General features: G+C 55.6%; 16 protein-coding genes. 8 read left to right on the top strand and 8 right to left on the bottom strand.

The window, feature by feature from the left end; translation table 11 throughout:
• The first annotated feature begins 64 nt into the window (after positions 1-64).
• The 4 genes from AC2FGB_RS18240 to AC2FGB_RS18225 all read left to right on the top strand — a co-directional run bounded on the left by AC2FGB_RS18240 (position 65) and on the right by AC2FGB_RS18225 (position 4,347).
• The gene (locus tag AC2FGB_RS18240) at positions 65-898 is read left to right on the top strand and encodes an ABC transporter ATP-binding protein (protein ID WP_496690516.1); all 834 of its coding nucleotides are present in this window, start codon (positions 65-67) and stop codon (positions 896-898) included.
• A 19-nt stretch (positions 899-917) separates the two neighbouring features.
• Positions 918-2,138 carry a phenylacetate--CoA ligase family protein gene (locus tag AC2FGB_RS18235; RefSeq protein WP_496690515.1) on the top strand — a complete coding sequence of 407 codons (1,221 nt, stop codon included), beginning with the start codon at positions 918-920 and terminating at the stop codon, positions 2,136-2,138.
• 119 nt (positions 2,139-2,257) lie between these two features.
• Positions 2,258-3,925 carry an ABC transporter permease gene (locus tag AC2FGB_RS18230; RefSeq protein WP_281996107.1) on the top strand — a complete coding sequence of 556 codons (1,668 nt, stop codon included), beginning with the start codon at positions 2,258-2,260 and terminating at the stop codon, positions 3,923-3,925.
• A 71-nt stretch (positions 3,926-3,996) separates the two neighbouring features.
• Positions 3,997-4,347 carry a DUF2794 domain-containing protein gene (locus AC2FGB_RS18225; RefSeq protein ID WP_271950694.1) on the top strand — a complete coding sequence of 117 codons (351 nt, stop codon included), beginning with the start codon at positions 3,997-3,999 and terminating at the stop codon, positions 4,345-4,347.
• Here AC2FGB_RS18225 and AC2FGB_RS18220 read toward each other — a convergent pair.
• The 3 genes from AC2FGB_RS18220 to AC2FGB_RS18210 form a co-directional block, all read right to left on the bottom strand.
• Positions 4,344-5,081, bottom strand: a complete 738-nt coding sequence (locus tag AC2FGB_RS18220; protein ID WP_281996106.1) for a C40 family peptidase — start codon at positions 5,079-5,081, stop codon at positions 4,344-4,346. The two genes, AC2FGB_RS18225 and AC2FGB_RS18220, sit on opposite strands and share 4 nt — an antisense overlap.
• Positions 5,078-6,460: a leucyl aminopeptidase family protein gene (locus AC2FGB_RS18215; RefSeq protein WP_496694559.1), complete on the bottom strand. Its 1,383-nt coding sequence runs from the start codon at positions 6,458-6,460 to the stop codon at positions 5,078-5,080. Before AC2FGB_RS18215 ends, AC2FGB_RS18220 begins: the two co-directional genes overlap by 4 nt.
• A 63-nt stretch (positions 6,461-6,523) precedes the next feature.
• On the bottom strand, positions 6,524-6,913 hold the full coding sequence (locus tag AC2FGB_RS18210) for a hypothetical protein (RefSeq protein WP_496690522.1): 390 nt from the start codon (positions 6,911-6,913) through the stop codon (positions 6,524-6,526).
• A gap of 144 nt (positions 6,914-7,057) precedes the next feature.
• Here AC2FGB_RS18210 and AC2FGB_RS18205 point away from each other — a divergent pair, with 144 nt between their 5' ends.
• From AC2FGB_RS18205 to AC2FGB_RS18195, 3 genes are all read left to right on the top strand, one after another.
• Complete coding sequence (locus AC2FGB_RS18205) at positions 7,058-7,708, top strand: carbonic anhydrase (protein ID WP_142637545.1); 651 nt, start codon at positions 7,058-7,060, stop codon at positions 7,706-7,708.
• Positions 7,709-7,812: 104 nt separating this feature from the next.
• Complete coding sequence (locus tag AC2FGB_RS18200) at positions 7,813-8,349, top strand: SRPBCC family protein (RefSeq protein WP_496690513.1); 537 nt, start codon at positions 7,813-7,815, stop codon at positions 8,347-8,349.
• 297 nt (positions 8,350-8,646) lie between these two features.
• Positions 8,647-9,795 carry a mechanosensitive ion channel family protein gene (locus AC2FGB_RS18195; protein WP_496694560.1) on the top strand — a complete coding sequence of 383 codons (1,149 nt, stop codon included), beginning with the start codon at positions 8,647-8,649 and terminating at the stop codon, positions 9,793-9,795.
• A gap of 55 nt (positions 9,796-9,850) precedes the next feature.
• Here AC2FGB_RS18195 and AC2FGB_RS18190 read toward each other — a convergent pair whose 3' ends face one another.
• Positions 9,851-10,084 (bottom strand): hypothetical protein, encoded by a 234-nt coding sequence (locus tag AC2FGB_RS18190; protein ID WP_496694561.1) that lies wholly within the window; start codon positions 10,082-10,084, stop codon positions 9,851-9,853.
• A 362-nt stretch (positions 10,085-10,446) separates the two neighbouring features.
• Here AC2FGB_RS18190 and AC2FGB_RS18185 point away from each other — a divergent pair, with 362 nt between their 5' ends.
• Complete coding sequence (locus AC2FGB_RS18185; RefSeq protein WP_496694562.1) at positions 10,447-11,733, top strand: AI-2E family transporter; 1,287 nt, start codon at positions 10,447-10,449, stop codon at positions 11,731-11,733.
• Between the two features lie 60 nt (positions 11,734-11,793).
• Here the strand turns inward: AC2FGB_RS18185 and AC2FGB_RS18180 are convergent, their stop codons facing one another.
• The 4 genes from AC2FGB_RS18180 to AC2FGB_RS18165 all read right to left on the bottom strand — a co-directional run bounded on the left by AC2FGB_RS18180 (position 11,794) and on the right by AC2FGB_RS18165 (position 14,529).
• The gene (locus tag AC2FGB_RS18180; RefSeq protein WP_159089327.1) at positions 11,794-12,249 is read right to left on the bottom strand and encodes a hypothetical protein; all 456 of its coding nucleotides are present in this window, start codon (positions 12,247-12,249) and stop codon (positions 11,794-11,796) included.
• Positions 12,250-12,259: 10 nt separating this feature from the next.
• Entirely contained in the window at positions 12,260-12,559 is a 300-nt protein-coding gene (locus tag AC2FGB_RS18175; RefSeq protein WP_496694563.1) for a hypothetical protein, read from the bottom strand.
• Positions 12,560-12,828: 269 nt separating this feature from the next.
• Positions 12,829-13,689 carry a DUF1269 domain-containing protein gene (locus AC2FGB_RS18170; protein ID WP_348297273.1) on the bottom strand — a complete coding sequence of 287 codons (861 nt, stop codon included), beginning with the start codon at positions 13,687-13,689 and terminating at the stop codon, positions 12,829-12,831.
• A 39-nt stretch (positions 13,690-13,728) separates the two neighbouring features.
• Positions 13,729-14,529, bottom strand: coding sequence for a hypothetical protein (locus tag AC2FGB_RS18165; RefSeq protein WP_496694564.1), 801 nt, complete (start codon positions 14,527-14,529; stop codon positions 13,729-13,731).
• Positions 14,530-14,561: the final 32 nt, after the last annotated feature.

Genomic DNA, 14,561 nt, shown 5'->3' with positions numbered 1-14,561 from the left:
GCGGCGGGTAGCCGCCGCTCTATCCCAACGGTCCCTCTCGGGACAGGCATGAGGACACGCGCTGATGCTGGATGCGGCACAAACCACTGACGTGCAGGAGGAAACCCTGCTTGAGGTCAACAATATCGAGGTGATCTACAATCATGTGATCCTTGTGCTGAAAGGCGTCAGCCTAACGGTGCCCAAAGGGGGCATTACGGCCCTGCTGGGCGGCAACGGGGCAGGCAAGACCACCACACTCAAGGCTGTGTCGAACCTGCTGCATTCGGAACGGGGCGAAGTCACCAAGGGATCAATCAAGTATCGCGGGACCAGCGTGCATGAAAGTGAGCCTGCCGATCTGGTGCAAAAAGGCGTCATCCAGGTGATGGAGGGTCGCCATTGTTTCGAACATTTGACGGTCGAGGAAAACCTGCTGACCGGCGCCTATACCCGCAAAGATGGTAAGGCCGCGATCCAACAGGATCTGGACCTTGTTTACACCTATTTCCCACGTCTGAAGGAACGCCGCCGCAGCCAGGCGGGTTACACGTCGGGCGGAGAGCAACAGATGGTTGCGATGGGTCGGGCGCTGATGTCGCGGCCCGAGACGATCCTGCTGGATGAGCCGTCCATGGGACTGGCCCCGCAGCTTGTCGAAGAGATTTTCAGCATCGTCCAAGATCTGAACGAAAAAGAGGGTGTCTCGTTTCTGCTGGCCGAGCAGAACACCAATGTGGCGCTCAGGTTCGCACATTACGGCTATATTCTTGAATCCGGCCGCGTGGTGATGGATGGTCCAGCTGCCGAGCTGCGCGAAAACCCCGATGTTAAGGAATTCTATCTGGGCATGTCGGATGACGGCCGCAAAAGCTTCCGCGATGTGCGCTCATACCGCCGCCGCAAGAGGTGGCTGTAGGCGGATGGAGGGTTTGGCGATGACGAAATTCTACGATGCGCTAGAAACCCGCTCGGCCGACCAGCGCGCCTCTGAACAGTCTGAGGCGTTGCAGGTACAGATCGCGCGCGCGAACTCGGCTCCGGGGTTTGCAGCGCATATGGCGGATGTTGATACGGCAGCTGTAAAGTCGCTGGACGACCTTGTGAAGCTGCCAGTTCTGCGCAAGTCCGATATGGCTAAGGCGCAGGCGTCGCGCCCGCCCTTTGGCGGGTTTACCGTCAAACCGGCCCGGCATTTCCATCATGTTTTCCAGTCGCCCGGCCCGATCTATGAGCCCGGCAGCACCGATCACGACTGGTGGCGGATGGGGCGGTTCCTGCACGCAGCAGGTGTCGGGCCCGGAGACATCGTTCAGAACTGCTTTGGCTATCACCTGACCCCGGCGGGCATGATCTTTGAAAGTGGCGCGCGGGCGGTGGGGGCTGCTGTGCTGCCTGCCGGCACCGGCCAAACCGAACTGCAGGTAACCGCCGCGCGCGATGTCGGCTGCACTGCTTATGCGGGCACACCGGATTACCTCAAGGTCATTTTGGACAAGGCCGATGAGATGGGCGTGGCACTGGATTTCGTGACTGCCGTTGTTGGCGGCGGTGCTTTGTTCCCGTCTTTGCGTCAGGAGTACGCCAATCGCGGTATCGCCTGTCTGCAATGCTATGCCACTGCCGATCTGGGCAGCATCGCTTATGAAAGCCCGGCGATGGACGGGATGATCATTGATGAGCATGTCATCGTCGAGATCGTCACCCCCGGAACCGGAAACCCGGTCGCGCCGGGTGAAGTGGGTGAGGTTGTCGTGACCTCACTGAACCCCGATTATCCGCTGATCCGGTTTGCCACCGGTGACCTGTCGGCGGTTCAACCTGGTCAGTCACCTTGCGGTCGTACCAACATGCGCATCAAGGGCTGGATGGGACGCGCGGATCAGACAACCAAGATCAAGGGTATGTTCGTGCGCCCTGAACAGGTCGCGGCGCTGGTCGACAAGCATGATGAAATCGTCAAGGCGCGCGTCATTGCCGCCCGCCAGGGTGAGATGGACACGATGACGGTTCAGATCGAAAGCGCCGGCGGAAATGACTTGGTTTATGCGAAATCCGTCGTCGAGGTGCTGAAGCTGAAAGGCGCGATCGAAGTCGTGGCGCCGGGATCGCTGCCGAAAGATGGTTTGGTGATCGAGGATCAGCGCGTCTACGAATGAAGGCTGTGCAACTCTGCGGCAGTATGTGTCGCAGATTTGTTTCGCTGCCCACTGGTGTTTCCGAGCGTTTTGGTCGATTAAAGACGGACTCTGCGCCTTAGCCAGTTAAAGCCGGGATCATGGCCGATATCGAAATCTCTGAGCACGGACGGCGCAACCGCGGCGCTGTAGGTACACGCCTCGTCGGCGTAGTGGCCTGCCTTGTGGCGGCAGCCTGTCTGTTGCCGATGCTTGCGGTTGTTCTGGCCGCTACGACAGGCGGCACGGATACGGTTTCGCATCTCCTGGAAACTGTTCTGCCCGGCTATGCTATGACGACGCTGATACTGGTCGTGCTGGTGGCCACGGGCACGTTTTCCATCGGCGTGGGCGCAGCTTGGCTCGTGACGATGACGCGGTTCCCTGGCGTGCGCATTCTGGAAATTGCGTTGGTGCTGCCGCTGGCCTTTCCGGCCTATGTGCTGGCCTATGCCTATACATTCATTCTTGATCACCCGGGAATTGTCCAGACCACCCTGCGTCAGGTAACGGGCTGGGGCCCGCGCGACTATTGGTTCCCCGAGATTCGGTCGACCGAGGGTGCGGCGGTGATGTTGATCTTGGTCTTGTATCCTTACGTCTACCTGTTGGCCCGGGCCGCTTTTCTGCAGCAGAGTGCAACGGCCTTTCTGGCAGCGCGCGCGTTGGGCAAAAGTCCGTGGCTGGCCTTTTGGCACGTGTCGCTGCCAATGGCGCGTCCCGCGATTGCGGGTGGCGTGCTGCTTGCCATCATGGAAACCATCGCCGATTTCGGCACCGTGGCCTATTTCGGGGTGCAGACATTTGCCACGGGTATCTATACCAGTTGGTTTTCGATCGGTGATCGGGTGGGTGCGGCGCAGCTGGCGCTCTGCCTTCTGGGCTTTGCGCTGGTCATGGCCGTGGCAGAACGGATGCAGCGCGGGAAGGCCAAATACTATCAGGCAGGCAAAAGCCACGCCTCGCTACCATCCGCCCGGCTGAAGGGCTGGCAAGCGGGCGCGGCTTTTGCCCTGTGTGCCATACCGGTGCTGTTCGGATTTCTGTTGCCGGTGTTCATTCTGGTTCAGATGGGGATGGAGTCCGAACAGAACCTTCTGTCACGGCGCTATCTCGGGTTCATTCAGAATTCGCTGACGCTGGCCGGTGTGGCGGCGTTTGTTACGGTCTTTGCGGCCATCAGCGTTGGGTTCTTCCAGCGATTGCGGCCGGGGAGGGTGTCCTCTGGTGCCGGGTACATGGCGCGGCTGGGCTATGCGGTTCCAGGCGGTGTGATCGCCGTCGGGCTGATGGTGCCTTTTGCCAGTTTCGATAACGCACTGGATGCATGGATGCGGCAGAATTTCGACCTGTCGACCGGGTTGCTTGTTACCGGTTCGATCTGGCTGTTGGTAGCCGCTTATATGGTGCGGTTTCTGGCCGCCGCGCTCAGCGCATATGAGGGAGGGCAGAGCACGGTGCATGCCAATATGGATGCGGCCTCGCGGTCTTTGGGGCAGACGCCGCTAGGGACGTTGCGCCGGGTGCATTTGCCGATTCTGACACCCTCCTTGCTGACAGCTTTGTTGATCGTCTTTGTGGACGTGATGAAAGAGCTTCCCGCGACCCTGATCATGCGGCCTTTCAATTTCGATACGCTGGCGGTGCAGGCCTATAGGCTGGCATCAGACGAGCGGTTAGAGGGCGCTGCTGTGCCCTCGCTGGTCATATTGGCAGTGGGGTTGCTGCCGGTGATCCTGATCTGTCGGCAAGTCGGGCGACAGCGTTAGACTTGACCAAAAAACCACACCTATTTGCGGATGGGCTTGATTCGAACGCGTTTTCCGGCAAGGCTTGAACCATGAACATGCAGCCTCCCAGCCGGTATTCTGCAAACTCGACCCAGATGCCCGTCGCGTTCGATCGGCACGAGATGTCCCAAATCCTTTCTGTCTATGGCCGGATGGTCGCCGCCGGAGAATGGCGCGACTACGGGATTTCGAACCTGTGTGATATGGCGGTGTTTTCCATTTTCAGGCGCACAGCAGAACATCCGATCTATCGGGTTGAAAAGGACCCGCGTCTGCGGGCACGACAAGGGATGTATTCGGTGGTCGGTATGGATGGTCGCATCCTGAAACGCGGTCATGATCTGCGCACGGTTCTGCGGGTATTGGAACGCAAGCTGATACGGTCGGTCGACTTGGATTAGAGCCTTTTATGGGCGGTCACGGGCCCATCGCCCTGTTCCAGAATGCGCGTGATTGCAACATCCATCGGCTCAAAGGTCACGTCCATGTGGAACGCATTTGCGTGCAGCAGCATATTGTCGCCGTAGACCCAGGCCACATGCCCTTTCCAGAACAGCAGATCACCGCGCTGAGCGGGTGTGCCAGGGGTCAGCGCCTGACCCAGATCACGCTCCTGGTCGCCACTATCACCGGGGCAGGGCAGCCCACAAGCCAGCATTCCGGCCTGAACCAGACCTGAACAATCAAGTCCGAACCGGCTGTTGCCGCCCCAAAGATAGGGCGTTCCCAGAAACAGCTCGGCCACGGCGACCGGATCGGTCAGGGTGACGTTGATCTGTTTGGCGTGTATGGCCGGGATAAAGCCTAGTTCCGTCTCAAGAAATCCATTCTGTTCGGACAGGGCCTGAACCTTGCTGCCAAAGCTTAACGAGGTTCGGTCCCGGGATTTCATCGCGGGCTGCTCATAAGCATGGGTTGAGGGCGCGGTGATCCAATGGGTGGCAGGCAATTCGGGAGCCAGACAGTCTGACCGGACCCAGCCCGCATAGCCGTCCTTGTCCGAGGTGATCCGGCTCCAGCCCTTGTTCTCTTCATGCGTGCAAACACCATCCCCATACAAAAGCTGGCGATCTCGCGGCCCGTCCGGGGCGCGCAACAGGTCGATGACCGGTTGTATGATGCGGTGCCGGGTCAAAGGCCCAAAATTTCAGGCAGGGCAGTCAGCAGGGCGCGGGGCCCCTGACCGAATCCGCCCTTGCCGCGTCCGGGTTCTTTGCTGCGTTGCCAAGAGAAGATGTCGAAATGCATATAGGGACTGTCACCAACAAATCTGCGCAAGAACAAGGCGGCAGTAATCGAGCCTGCAAAACCACCCGCTGGTGCGTTATCCAGGTCGGCAATGCCGGGTTCAATCAGACCCTCATAGGGGTTATGGAATGGCATACGCCAAACAGGATCGGCTGCTCTGCCTGCAGCGTGGGTCAAGGCATCAGCCGCGGCATCGTTGTCGGTATAGAACGGCGCCAGATCGGCGCCCACTGCCACACGTGCCGCCCCGGTCAGCGTCGCCATCGAGATCACCAGATCCGGTTCGCCCTCATCCGCCAGCGCCAATGCATCGGCCAGAACCAAGCGCCCTTCGGCATCGGTATTGTTGATCTCAACGGTCAGCCCCTTGCGCGAGGTCAGGATGTCGCCGGGCCGGAAGGCGTTGCCCGCAACGGAATTCTCTACTGCCGGGATCAGCACGCGCAGCTGCACGGGCAGCTCTAGGGCCATGATCATCCGGGCCAGCCCCAATACATTTGCGGCCCCGCCCATATCTTTCTTCATCAGCCCCATCGAGGCGCCGGGTTTCAGGTTTAGCCCTCCAGTGTCAAAGCAGACGCCCTTACCGACAAGGGTCAGCTTTGGGCCTGTCACGCCCCAGTTCATCTCGATCAGACGGGGCGCTTGTGCGGCGGCGCGGCCAACCGTGTGGATCATGGGGAAGTTCTGCTCTAGCAGGGCGTCGCCCAGAACAACCTCGAAAGAGGCGCCGAATTCCTGTGCCAGGGCTTCGGCTGCGCTATGAAGCTGTTCCGGCCCCATATCAGAGGCCGGTGTATTGACCAGATCGCGGGTCAAGGCCTCGGCCCCGGCCAGAATTTCAAGCCGGGCTGCGTCGATACCATCGGGTGCAACCAATCGGGCCTTGGCCGGGGATTGGCTGGCATAGCGGTCAAAGGCATAGCCGGTCAGCAACCACCCCAGGCATTCGGTTTCGAGATCCGCTTGGTCTATGCCCGATGCGATGTGATATGTGCCTTCGGGCAGGGCCTCGGCGGCGGCGGCCAGCGGAAACCGCTTGCGGGCCCGGCCTGTGGTTGTGCCATACCCCGCCAAAGCAGACTGTACCGCACCGTCAGCGCCCGGAATCAGCAAAACCTGACCCAGTGCACCGGTAAATCCACTGATCTTGGCCCAGGTCGTCACGGCTTCGGGCTGGCCCTCCAGCCAGTCGTCCAGATCTGGCTGCGCAATGACGTGAAGGGGAACAGATGGATCCGATGGTGATGCGAAGGACAGGGTCATGAAAATCTCGACTGTTGCGGCTTATGCCCAACCTAGCCGTCCATGGACCGTCCGCAAGCCCTGTCAGACCGAAAGATCTTGCTGATCCCAGATCACAGTCAGCGATTTCTCACCCACTCTGATCAACCGCGACAGGGTGGCCCCGGCGGCGACCGAGTCGCCCGCGTCCACATTCTGCGCCACATCATTCGCCACACAGGCCAGCGCCATCATTCCGATCTGTTCGGCAATGGCCACAATGGATCGCGCACATTTGCGCAGCCCGGCCCAGTCACGCTGTCTCCAGAACCGCTCGCAATTCGACAGGCGCACCGCCAATTCCTCGACCGTGCGACACAGCACGTCCAACGCGTTTTTCTCACCCAGTTGTCGATACAGCCCATTCAGACGATCCGAATCCAGCCGCACTGTTTCTTTGTGTTCAAGCGTGACGATCTTTTCCACCACATTCACCCCAATCCTATACGCCCCCACGGCATAGCCCGAATGTGGTGCGCAATTCCTTTGCAAAACCTTGCCATGGGGCAGGATAATGGCTCGAATTTTCTTCGAATTCAGGTTACAGCAGTCCACCGAGACATGAACAGGGACACAAGAATGGAATTCGCCAAACCTTTGCCAAACTATCTGGTCAATCGGTATCATGGCTGGAAAGCCACCACATATTCGGAAAACCAGGTCTGGTATCGCCGCCTGGCCACCGAAGGACAGCGTCCGCGGGCCATGGTGATTTCCTGTTGCGACAGCCGGGTTCATGTCACCTCGATTTTTGGGGCGGATCAGGGTGAGTTCTTTATTCACCGCAACATTGCAAACCTGGTTCCGCCTTATGCGCCCGACGGTGATCATCACGGCACCAGTGCTGCCATCGAATACGCGGTGACCGCGCTGAAAGTGGCGCATCTGATCGTGCTGGGCCATTCCCAATGCGGTGGTGTGCAGGGCTGTATCGACATGTGCAAGGGCCAGGCACCACTACTGGAAGCCAAAGAAAGCTTTGTTGGTCGCTGGATGGATATCCTCAAACCAAAATATGATCTGGTTGCCGATATCGAAGACAGCACCGACCAAGCACGCCAGTTCGAACGGCAGGCGGTTGTTGCTTCGCTCGAAAACCTGATGACCTTCCCCTTCATCTCCGCGGCGGTAGAGAGCGGCTCGCTCAGCCTGCACGGTTTGTGGACAGATATCGGTGAAGGTGGCCTTCAGTGTTATGATCCCGGCGAAAAGAAATTCGTGGTCGTCTGACCCGGCGGATTTTCGACGATTTCAGGCAGCGCGGATCAGACTACTGATTCCGCGCTGTTTTTTTGATAAGTTTGGGATGTCATTTTAGGGATTCGGAGCATTCCATGCGATTGATCAAACGTGTTCTTGTCACTTTGCTAGTCTTGATTCTGGTTCTGGTAGGGGTGTCCTTTATATTGCCAGGCAAAGCAGAAGTTTCGCGTAGCATCACGATTGATGCGCCGCCCGAGGTCATCTTTCCTTATGTCAACTCCATGCAGGAGACCGAGAAATGGTCGCCATGGTTATCTCGTGATGCCGAGACGAAGCTGACCTATGGCGGGCCTGATTCTGGGGTCGGGAATGTGCTGAACTGGTCGTCGGATCACCGGCAGGTCGGCACCGGTTCGCAAGAGATCACCGAAAGCGTTGAAAACCAGATGGTCAGAACCGCCTTGGATTTTGGTCCAATGGGCACTGCCATTGCCATGTTTGAACTGCAGCCGGAGGGCAGCGGCACCAAAGTGACCTGGGGGTTTGAATCCGAATTGGGTATGAATCCCATGTCCCGCTGGATGGGGCTGATGATGGATAAATGGGTTGGCGGAGATTACCAGCGCGGGTTGGATAATCTGAAAACGCTGGTCGAGGGGCAGGGGTGATTTAGAGGACCCCGAGGTGTATTCGGATGGCGGCTTTGAGCCCAAAGCGGAAATTTGGTCGGTGACTTCAAACAAAATACGTCATGTTTCGGCTTCGAAAGTGACGTAGTTCGTCATGCAGACTTTTGCATCTTTGGTCACGACAACGTATCGTACGTGACCTTTGCCAGAGGCGTCGGTGCTCCGCCAAGTCCTTATATAATTTCACCTTTTGCGATGTATTCAGCTCAGAACTCTAGCCACCGGTCATAAAAAAGAGCATTCTTCGTTCGAATTCCAAATCGGGAGAGTTGAGGAGTGGAGACGGAAGCAGGTCCTGTTCTATCGTACGTTCAGAAGACGATCGTTTCTGCTCAGCAGTCTCTGGGAGATGTAGACACGAATTCAGTGGTTTGGGCGCTAATCGGCATTGTGCTGGTGTTCCTGATACGCAAACAGTTGTCTGCGTTTGGTCTGATGTGTTTTAGAGCGCTTTTGGCTAGGTTTGCCGTAGATCTTTCAGCAGAAGTCGAGGCGCACTTAAAAACGGCCACCGAGATATTGTTCGTCACTCTGGCGATCTATGTCGCCGTCAGCTTTTTGCTCCCCGATGATGGATCGGGGCTCTTTTTGAGCCGAGTTTTGAGTTCAGTTGCCATTGTTGCAATATTTGGCGCTTGGTACCGCCTCAGCGGCCCTTTTGCCTCACTCTTGCGCAACGATACGTCCAGCCTGGTTAGCAGCGAAACGGATTGGATCGAAAGAGTAACGCAGTTTTCTGTTCTATTGTTTGGTCTGACTTCGCTTTTGAAGGTCTGGCAAATAGATATCACCGGAGCCCTGACCGGGGTCGGCGTTCTGGGCGCCGGGCTTGCGATTGCAACGCAGGATTTGCTCCGAAACCTTGTCGCGGGCATGACGAATATCAGCGAGAAACGTTTTGAGACCGGCGATGCAATTCAGGTAGAGGGGCAGTTTGTCGGCACTGTCAAAAGGATTGATTTGCGCTCGACAATGGTTGTTGGCTTCGACCAAATCCCGCGGCACATTCCCAATTCTGATTTGTCGAACTCAGTCGTTCTGAACTATTCAGCTCGCAAACACAGACGCATCATGCTGAAAGTGCCTCTTATGCTGTCTGCGACCCAATCGCAGATCGAGGCCGTGCGGGATGGGATACGACATCATCACCAGACATCCGGGGACTTTGAACTTGGGGATGCTGCACCCAAGCATATTTATGTCAGCGATTTCGGGGCGAGTTCTGTCGATATCCTAATTTACGTGTGGACCCGGGGACCTGACTATCAAGAGTATCTTCAAATCACCGAACGCTTAACTTTGGCGATCCTAAGCATTACGCGCAACGCAGGCACGACGCTGGCGTATCCAACGCAAACATTGAAAATAGACGCCAGCACGGAAAGCCAAGGGCTGCAGGACAACGCATTTAGTCCCAATTCCTAGCGCTGGCGCCTTTCGTTGACGATTTGCAAAACCAATCAGAAAAGCAGGCTTTAACCTAGGTTGTTTTCATTTTGTCGTATGCTGCTTTCATTTTTAACCCCAACTGGCGGGCAGATTCACCCACTTCTTCTGCTGACTTATCAAACTCTGGCCGGGATAGAAATTTGTCCCATTCGACCTGAAGCTCCTCCCATTCGTCTTCGGCTTCTTTCGAAGCGAGGTGAAGCTGCAATTTGAGCTCATCGCGGCGTTGTTTAAGCTCTTTCATAATCTCGGTTACGTCGATCATTGGTCTGTCCCTGCATTTTTCAAATCAATGTGCGACGGTGTCTGCAAAACCTATTGAAGTCAAACGACTGGGGCCTCTCCTTGCGGCAATGTAAGCTTGCAGTTGCATGCATCACTTCGGGTAATTTTGGCTTCGCCGCGGCAACCGACCTCCACTGTTTTCACTGCATTATGTTCGACCTCGCATCGGCGACCATGTGAGCGACGACCAAATTCAAACGATACGCCCCCTTATTGGCGGAATGAGGGGCAGAGGTGGGCTTTTTCGTTGGTCCCTTGAGCCATGAGTTGTACAGTGTGATCAGGCGTAATTACCGATCAAACGATACGGCAACGACTTCAGAAGACGGCGAGGCATATCGGATGACCAACGAAAAAAATACCACCAAAGATGCTGCAATCACTTCGGTTGTTCCTACATGGTTTTTGACCATCGTCTCACTTCCCATCATAGTTGGATTGCTTTGGTTTGGCCGTGATTTCCTGATCCCACTCGCTTTGGCCACATTGCTTTTTATCCTCAACATCGCACTGATCGAACGTTTGAATTCTGCAAAAATCCTCGGGCAGGATATTCCACGTTGGGCGGCGTATATCGGCGTGACGGCGGGGTTGTTCATTTTACTCGTTGGTTTTGGGTACGTTCTGTCAAACCAAGCCGCAGCAGTTGCGGATGCCGGGCCCAGATATACTGAGCGCCTGGGGGCACTGGAGACGCAATTCGACGCCTTCGTCGGAGCGGAACGAGCCGCTGCCATCGAAAAATCCATTCTGTCAATCGACATCGAAAGTTGGCTGGCGGGATTTGCCGCGTCAACTGCTGGCGTAATCGGGAATATTGGGCTGATCCTGCTCTACGTCGCGTTCATGTTGGGTGAACGAGGCGCATTCGCTAAAAAACTGCCAAGGCTGTGTGCGACGCCGGAGAGTGCCAGACAGGTTGAAAATATCCTCAGGTCGATTTCAACCGGCGTCCGGCAGTATATGTGGATCAATGCAACCACCAGCGCAATGAGCGGCACACTGGCCTTCATCGTAATGACGGTTTTGGGAGTCGATTTCGCGCTTCCATTGGCTCTTTTGGTTTTCTTCCTGAACTTTATTCCCAGCATCGGTTCATTCCTCGCCGTACTATTCCCAACGGCTGTGGCTCTTCTTCAGTTTGAGTCTATCGTACCGGCTTTAACCGTTGTCGCGGTATATGGTGGCGGTGACGCCATCATTGGAAACATTGTGCAGCCAAAGCTGCAGGGTAAATCCCTTAACTTGAGCACTTTTGTAGTCATGGTCGCGCTTACCTTCTGGAGCCTGATGTGGGGCGGAATTGGAGCATTCATTGCCGTACCACTGACAGTCGTTATTATGATTGTCTGTTCCGAAATTCCGGGACTGCAGCCCTTTGCGAGACTACTTTCAAGCGACGGTGTGTTGCCAAAGGAACAAGTTGTCGACGTCGATGAGGATCCACGTTTTGCGGCAAAACCGTCCAGTCGCAAAAGCGACAAAACTGTATCTGCTCCGAAACAGCCTCACTCTGAAACAGAGGAAGAACTTGCGTTGATGAAGCAAGAGTTGCTCGAGCGAAAAGAGGCCAGACAACGCAAACCTGAACCGACAAGCAGCGCAAATCCCAAACCAGATACGCGCTAATTTGGTCTTGGGATGAGAAGACCGATTTCGGACATTCGGCAGTTTAACAGCTTTCCAGTGTCAGCCCTTCTTCTTTAGGGCAGCTGTCAAAACTGGCACCAAAAGCGTTGCAACAGAACCAAGCGGGTTGGCGCCCAGTCCCTTGATCGCGTTGACCGTCTGGCGTGCTTCCAGTGTCATTCCTTCGAGTTCTGCTTCGAGATCGGTTATCGCCATATCCCGCACTTCGACCGCTGGCGCGATCTCGTCATCCACACTCATGCGTCCGGCCACTGATGCAAGCAACCCGGCGAGTGCAAGATTGACGAAAGCAAGCGTGCCAGCAGCAACTGCTGGGGAAAGCCACTTGGTAAGGACAAAGTAGAACGTGATATTCAATAAGATAAGTCCAGCCAGTGCCGCCAATCCAGCAAGCGCCATCAAAACTGTTTGTTGTTGGACCACGGCGATACGACGGCGTGTTATCAGCCGTTCTGTGCGATAGATTGTGGTTAGGTTTCGGCTAATTCTATTCATGCATTCTATCCTACTTAAACGTCCGGCCAGCAACAAACCCAAGGACGAAGATGCTCAGGAGGACCGCTATTGGATACTCCTTTTGAAGCTTTGTGAATTCATCCGTCAACTGCGTGCGCAAGGCATCTATATTTTCACCATCGATGCCGTGCTCGTCCAGAAGCTGTTTCAGACCGTTCATCGCATCTGTTTCGCCTGGAGGATCATCCGCCACATCTATCGTGGGTGACTCGCTGGTCTCCGAACGTAACGTTTCGTTTTGTGCGCGCAGGCGCTCAAGCTCCGCTTCCAACTCCACTTTGGTTGCCATGACGAAGAACTCCCACGATGAATTTCAAACTTTTCTGCGTTTCTTATCGGCGCCGACCAAACTTGAAGATCAAATCGCCAGTTGCGACAACACTGGCTGTCAGCACCTAGTAACCACAATCCGAGGCACACTGCGCTACGTCAAGCATCCAAAACCGAGGCCCGGCTTAGATGCTGTGTTCTGGTGGATTGGTGGACTGGGCCAGAATCCAAAATGCAGCTTGTACAGGCGACAGCGTTCGCCCGTACAAGCTGTGTTCATTCGAGCAATCAGGCCTCAATCTTGGCCGCTGCCTTGCGCAAAGAGGCTGCGAGTTTGTTTTTGCGCTCTTGCCAATCTGCCTTGATCTCAGCTTTGCGTTTTTCAAACTTGGCCTTCGTTGTATCAGAGGCTCGTTCAATCTGCTCTTCTATGGCTTCAAGCCGGGCTTCAAACTCCTGATCGAGCTCTTCCATGCGAGTGTCGATCTTTTCACCACTTTCTTTCATTTTAGACTTAATGCCGTCCATCTTTTCTTTGAAAGCAGCTTTTCTTTCGTCACTTGCGGCCTGCCACTCTTCCTCCATCGCGTCCCATTCGCGATCCAGTGCATCCATTTCGGCGGTCATTTCGTCGTCCACTGCATCAGCCCGTAGTTTCCGGAAAACAGTTCCGCCAAGGTCGCCCATCTTTGTGTCCATCGGCGTTGTCCAAACTTCGTCGACTGAAGCGACAACGCAGGACTTTCCGGGCAGAAGCTCTGTGCTGATATTGTCCAGCATGACGGAGTCCATCCCAGAAACCCAAAGGTCTCGGTAGGCACCAAAGAGTCCACCTGTCACGCTGCCAACAGCCATGCCACTCGCAGCGGCTGATGCTGCGGCCGCAGAACCGGCCAATGCGGCGCCCGATGCAACTGCAACCGGACCAGCCAAAACTCCGACCATCGCTCCCAACAACAATCCAAATGCTGTCCCGATTGGGCCTTCGTCGACGCTAGATTTCAGCTCAACTTCACCGTCCGCATCTTTTGTAATCACACCAGCAGCAAACACAGCCAGCTCTCCGTTTTGATGAAGATCTCGCATCGCTTGTGCGCCTTTAAACGCGGCTTCTTCGGTGTCAAAAACAACCGCTACAAACTTATCCATCTTGGTACTCCATTTAGATTTCTGATTGAGGGTTAGGTGTCATTTGAACTGCATGTTGACGGCAAAGTAGATTTGCTGTTTCGGCAGCCCAGTACCGCTATCGTGAACCGACCACTGTGGTTCGACGAACACATTGTATACTGTCTTTTTCTTCTTGAAGACTTTGCCCAGGCGAATGCCCAGTGGGACTGAATAGTCATTATTCCTGAAGTTGTAGGTCCAGATAGGCGCTCCGCCCGTGTACCAGCCGCCGCCAAGCTGGTAAAAAACGAAGGGCTGAAATGCGCCAAGGCTCACGCGCTCCCGACCGTTTGTGTCGCCGACACCTCCACGCCATGTCAAAAGGTAGCCATATTGCGTCTTTGCCGAACGGGCGTTGAAGTACACATTGGCGAAACCGAGCTGCCACTGATCGGACCCAAGGCGATCATCGGTCGCGGTAGGAGCAACGATCTGAGGACCGATGGCAAAGCTAACAGCCGGGTCGCCGGTGTCGATCTGATATGCTGCAAATATATCAAAGTCACCGATCCCGCTTTCCGTCGAACCTGCATCACCAACCGGGAAACTATTGAAGGGGAGCGACGCTCGGATCAGCCAGTTGCTGTTACCAATTTGGACTGGCTTGGCGTATCTCAGGACAAACTGGTTTGCATCAAAATCGCCAGGTCCGGTCAATTCGTGGATGTAGTAGTTCTGAATGTTGAAAGCCGTTATGTCGGCCAGTGGGTTGTTCGCCTGAGCTGCATCTGAAGCGGCATCTGATTGTGCTTGGGCCCGCGTGTCGAACAGGCATACAGACACTGCACAAACCAAGGTCAAAATATGGAACATCTTCATGGTCAGTCTCCAAAGGGAACGAGAATCTATTG

It is taken from the genome of Ruegeria sp. CDSC021, from assembly GCF_059610845.1.
This window is presented reverse-complemented; position numbering and strand designations above follow the sequence as displayed.

Bases quoted from the DNA above. Each gene is read 5' to 3' on its own strand.
- AC2FGB_RS18180 (WP_159089327.1), bottom strand. From the start codon at position 12,249: ATGAATAGAATTAGCCGAAACCTAACCACAATCTATCGCACAGAACGG.
- AC2FGB_RS18240 (WP_496690516.1), top strand. From the start codon at position 65: ATGCTGGATGCGGCACAAACCACTGACGTGCAGGAGGAAACCCTGCTT.
- AC2FGB_RS18175 (WP_496694563.1), bottom strand. From the start codon at position 12,559: ATGGCAACCAAAGTGGAGTTGGAAGCGGAGCTTGAGCGCCTGCGCGCA.
- AC2FGB_RS18225 (WP_271950694.1), top strand. From the start codon at position 3,997: ATGAACATGCAGCCTCCCAGCCGGTATTCTGCAAACTCGACCCAGATG.
- AC2FGB_RS18200 (WP_496690513.1), top strand. From the start codon at position 7,813: ATGCGATTGATCAAACGTGTTCTTGTCACTTTGCTAGTCTTGATTCTG.
- AC2FGB_RS18170 (WP_348297273.1), bottom strand. From the start codon at position 13,689: ATGGATAAGTTTGTAGCGGTTGTTTTTGACACCGAAGAAGCCGCGTTT.
- AC2FGB_RS18190 (WP_496694561.1), bottom strand. From the start codon at position 10,084: ATGATCGACGTAACCGAGATTATGAAAGAGCTTAAACAACGCCGCGAT.
- AC2FGB_RS18165 (WP_496694564.1), bottom strand. From the start codon at position 14,529: ATGAAGATGTTCCATATTTTGACCTTGGTTTGTGCAGTGTCTGTATGC.
- AC2FGB_RS18235 (WP_496690515.1), top strand. From the start codon at position 918: ATGACGAAATTCTACGATGCGCTAGAAACCCGCTCGGCCGACCAGCGC.
- AC2FGB_RS18230 (WP_281996107.1), top strand. From the start codon at position 2,258: ATGGCCGATATCGAAATCTCTGAGCACGGACGGCGCAACCGCGGCGCT.
- AC2FGB_RS18215 (WP_496694559.1), bottom strand. From the start codon at position 6,460: ATGACCCTGTCCTTCGCATCACCATCGGATCCATCTGTTCCCCTTCAC.
- AC2FGB_RS18185 (WP_496694562.1), top strand. From the start codon at position 10,447: ATGACCAACGAAAAAAATACCACCAAAGATGCTGCAATCACTTCGGTT.
- AC2FGB_RS18205 (WP_142637545.1), top strand. From the start codon at position 7,058: ATGGAATTCGCCAAACCTTTGCCAAACTATCTGGTCAATCGGTATCAT.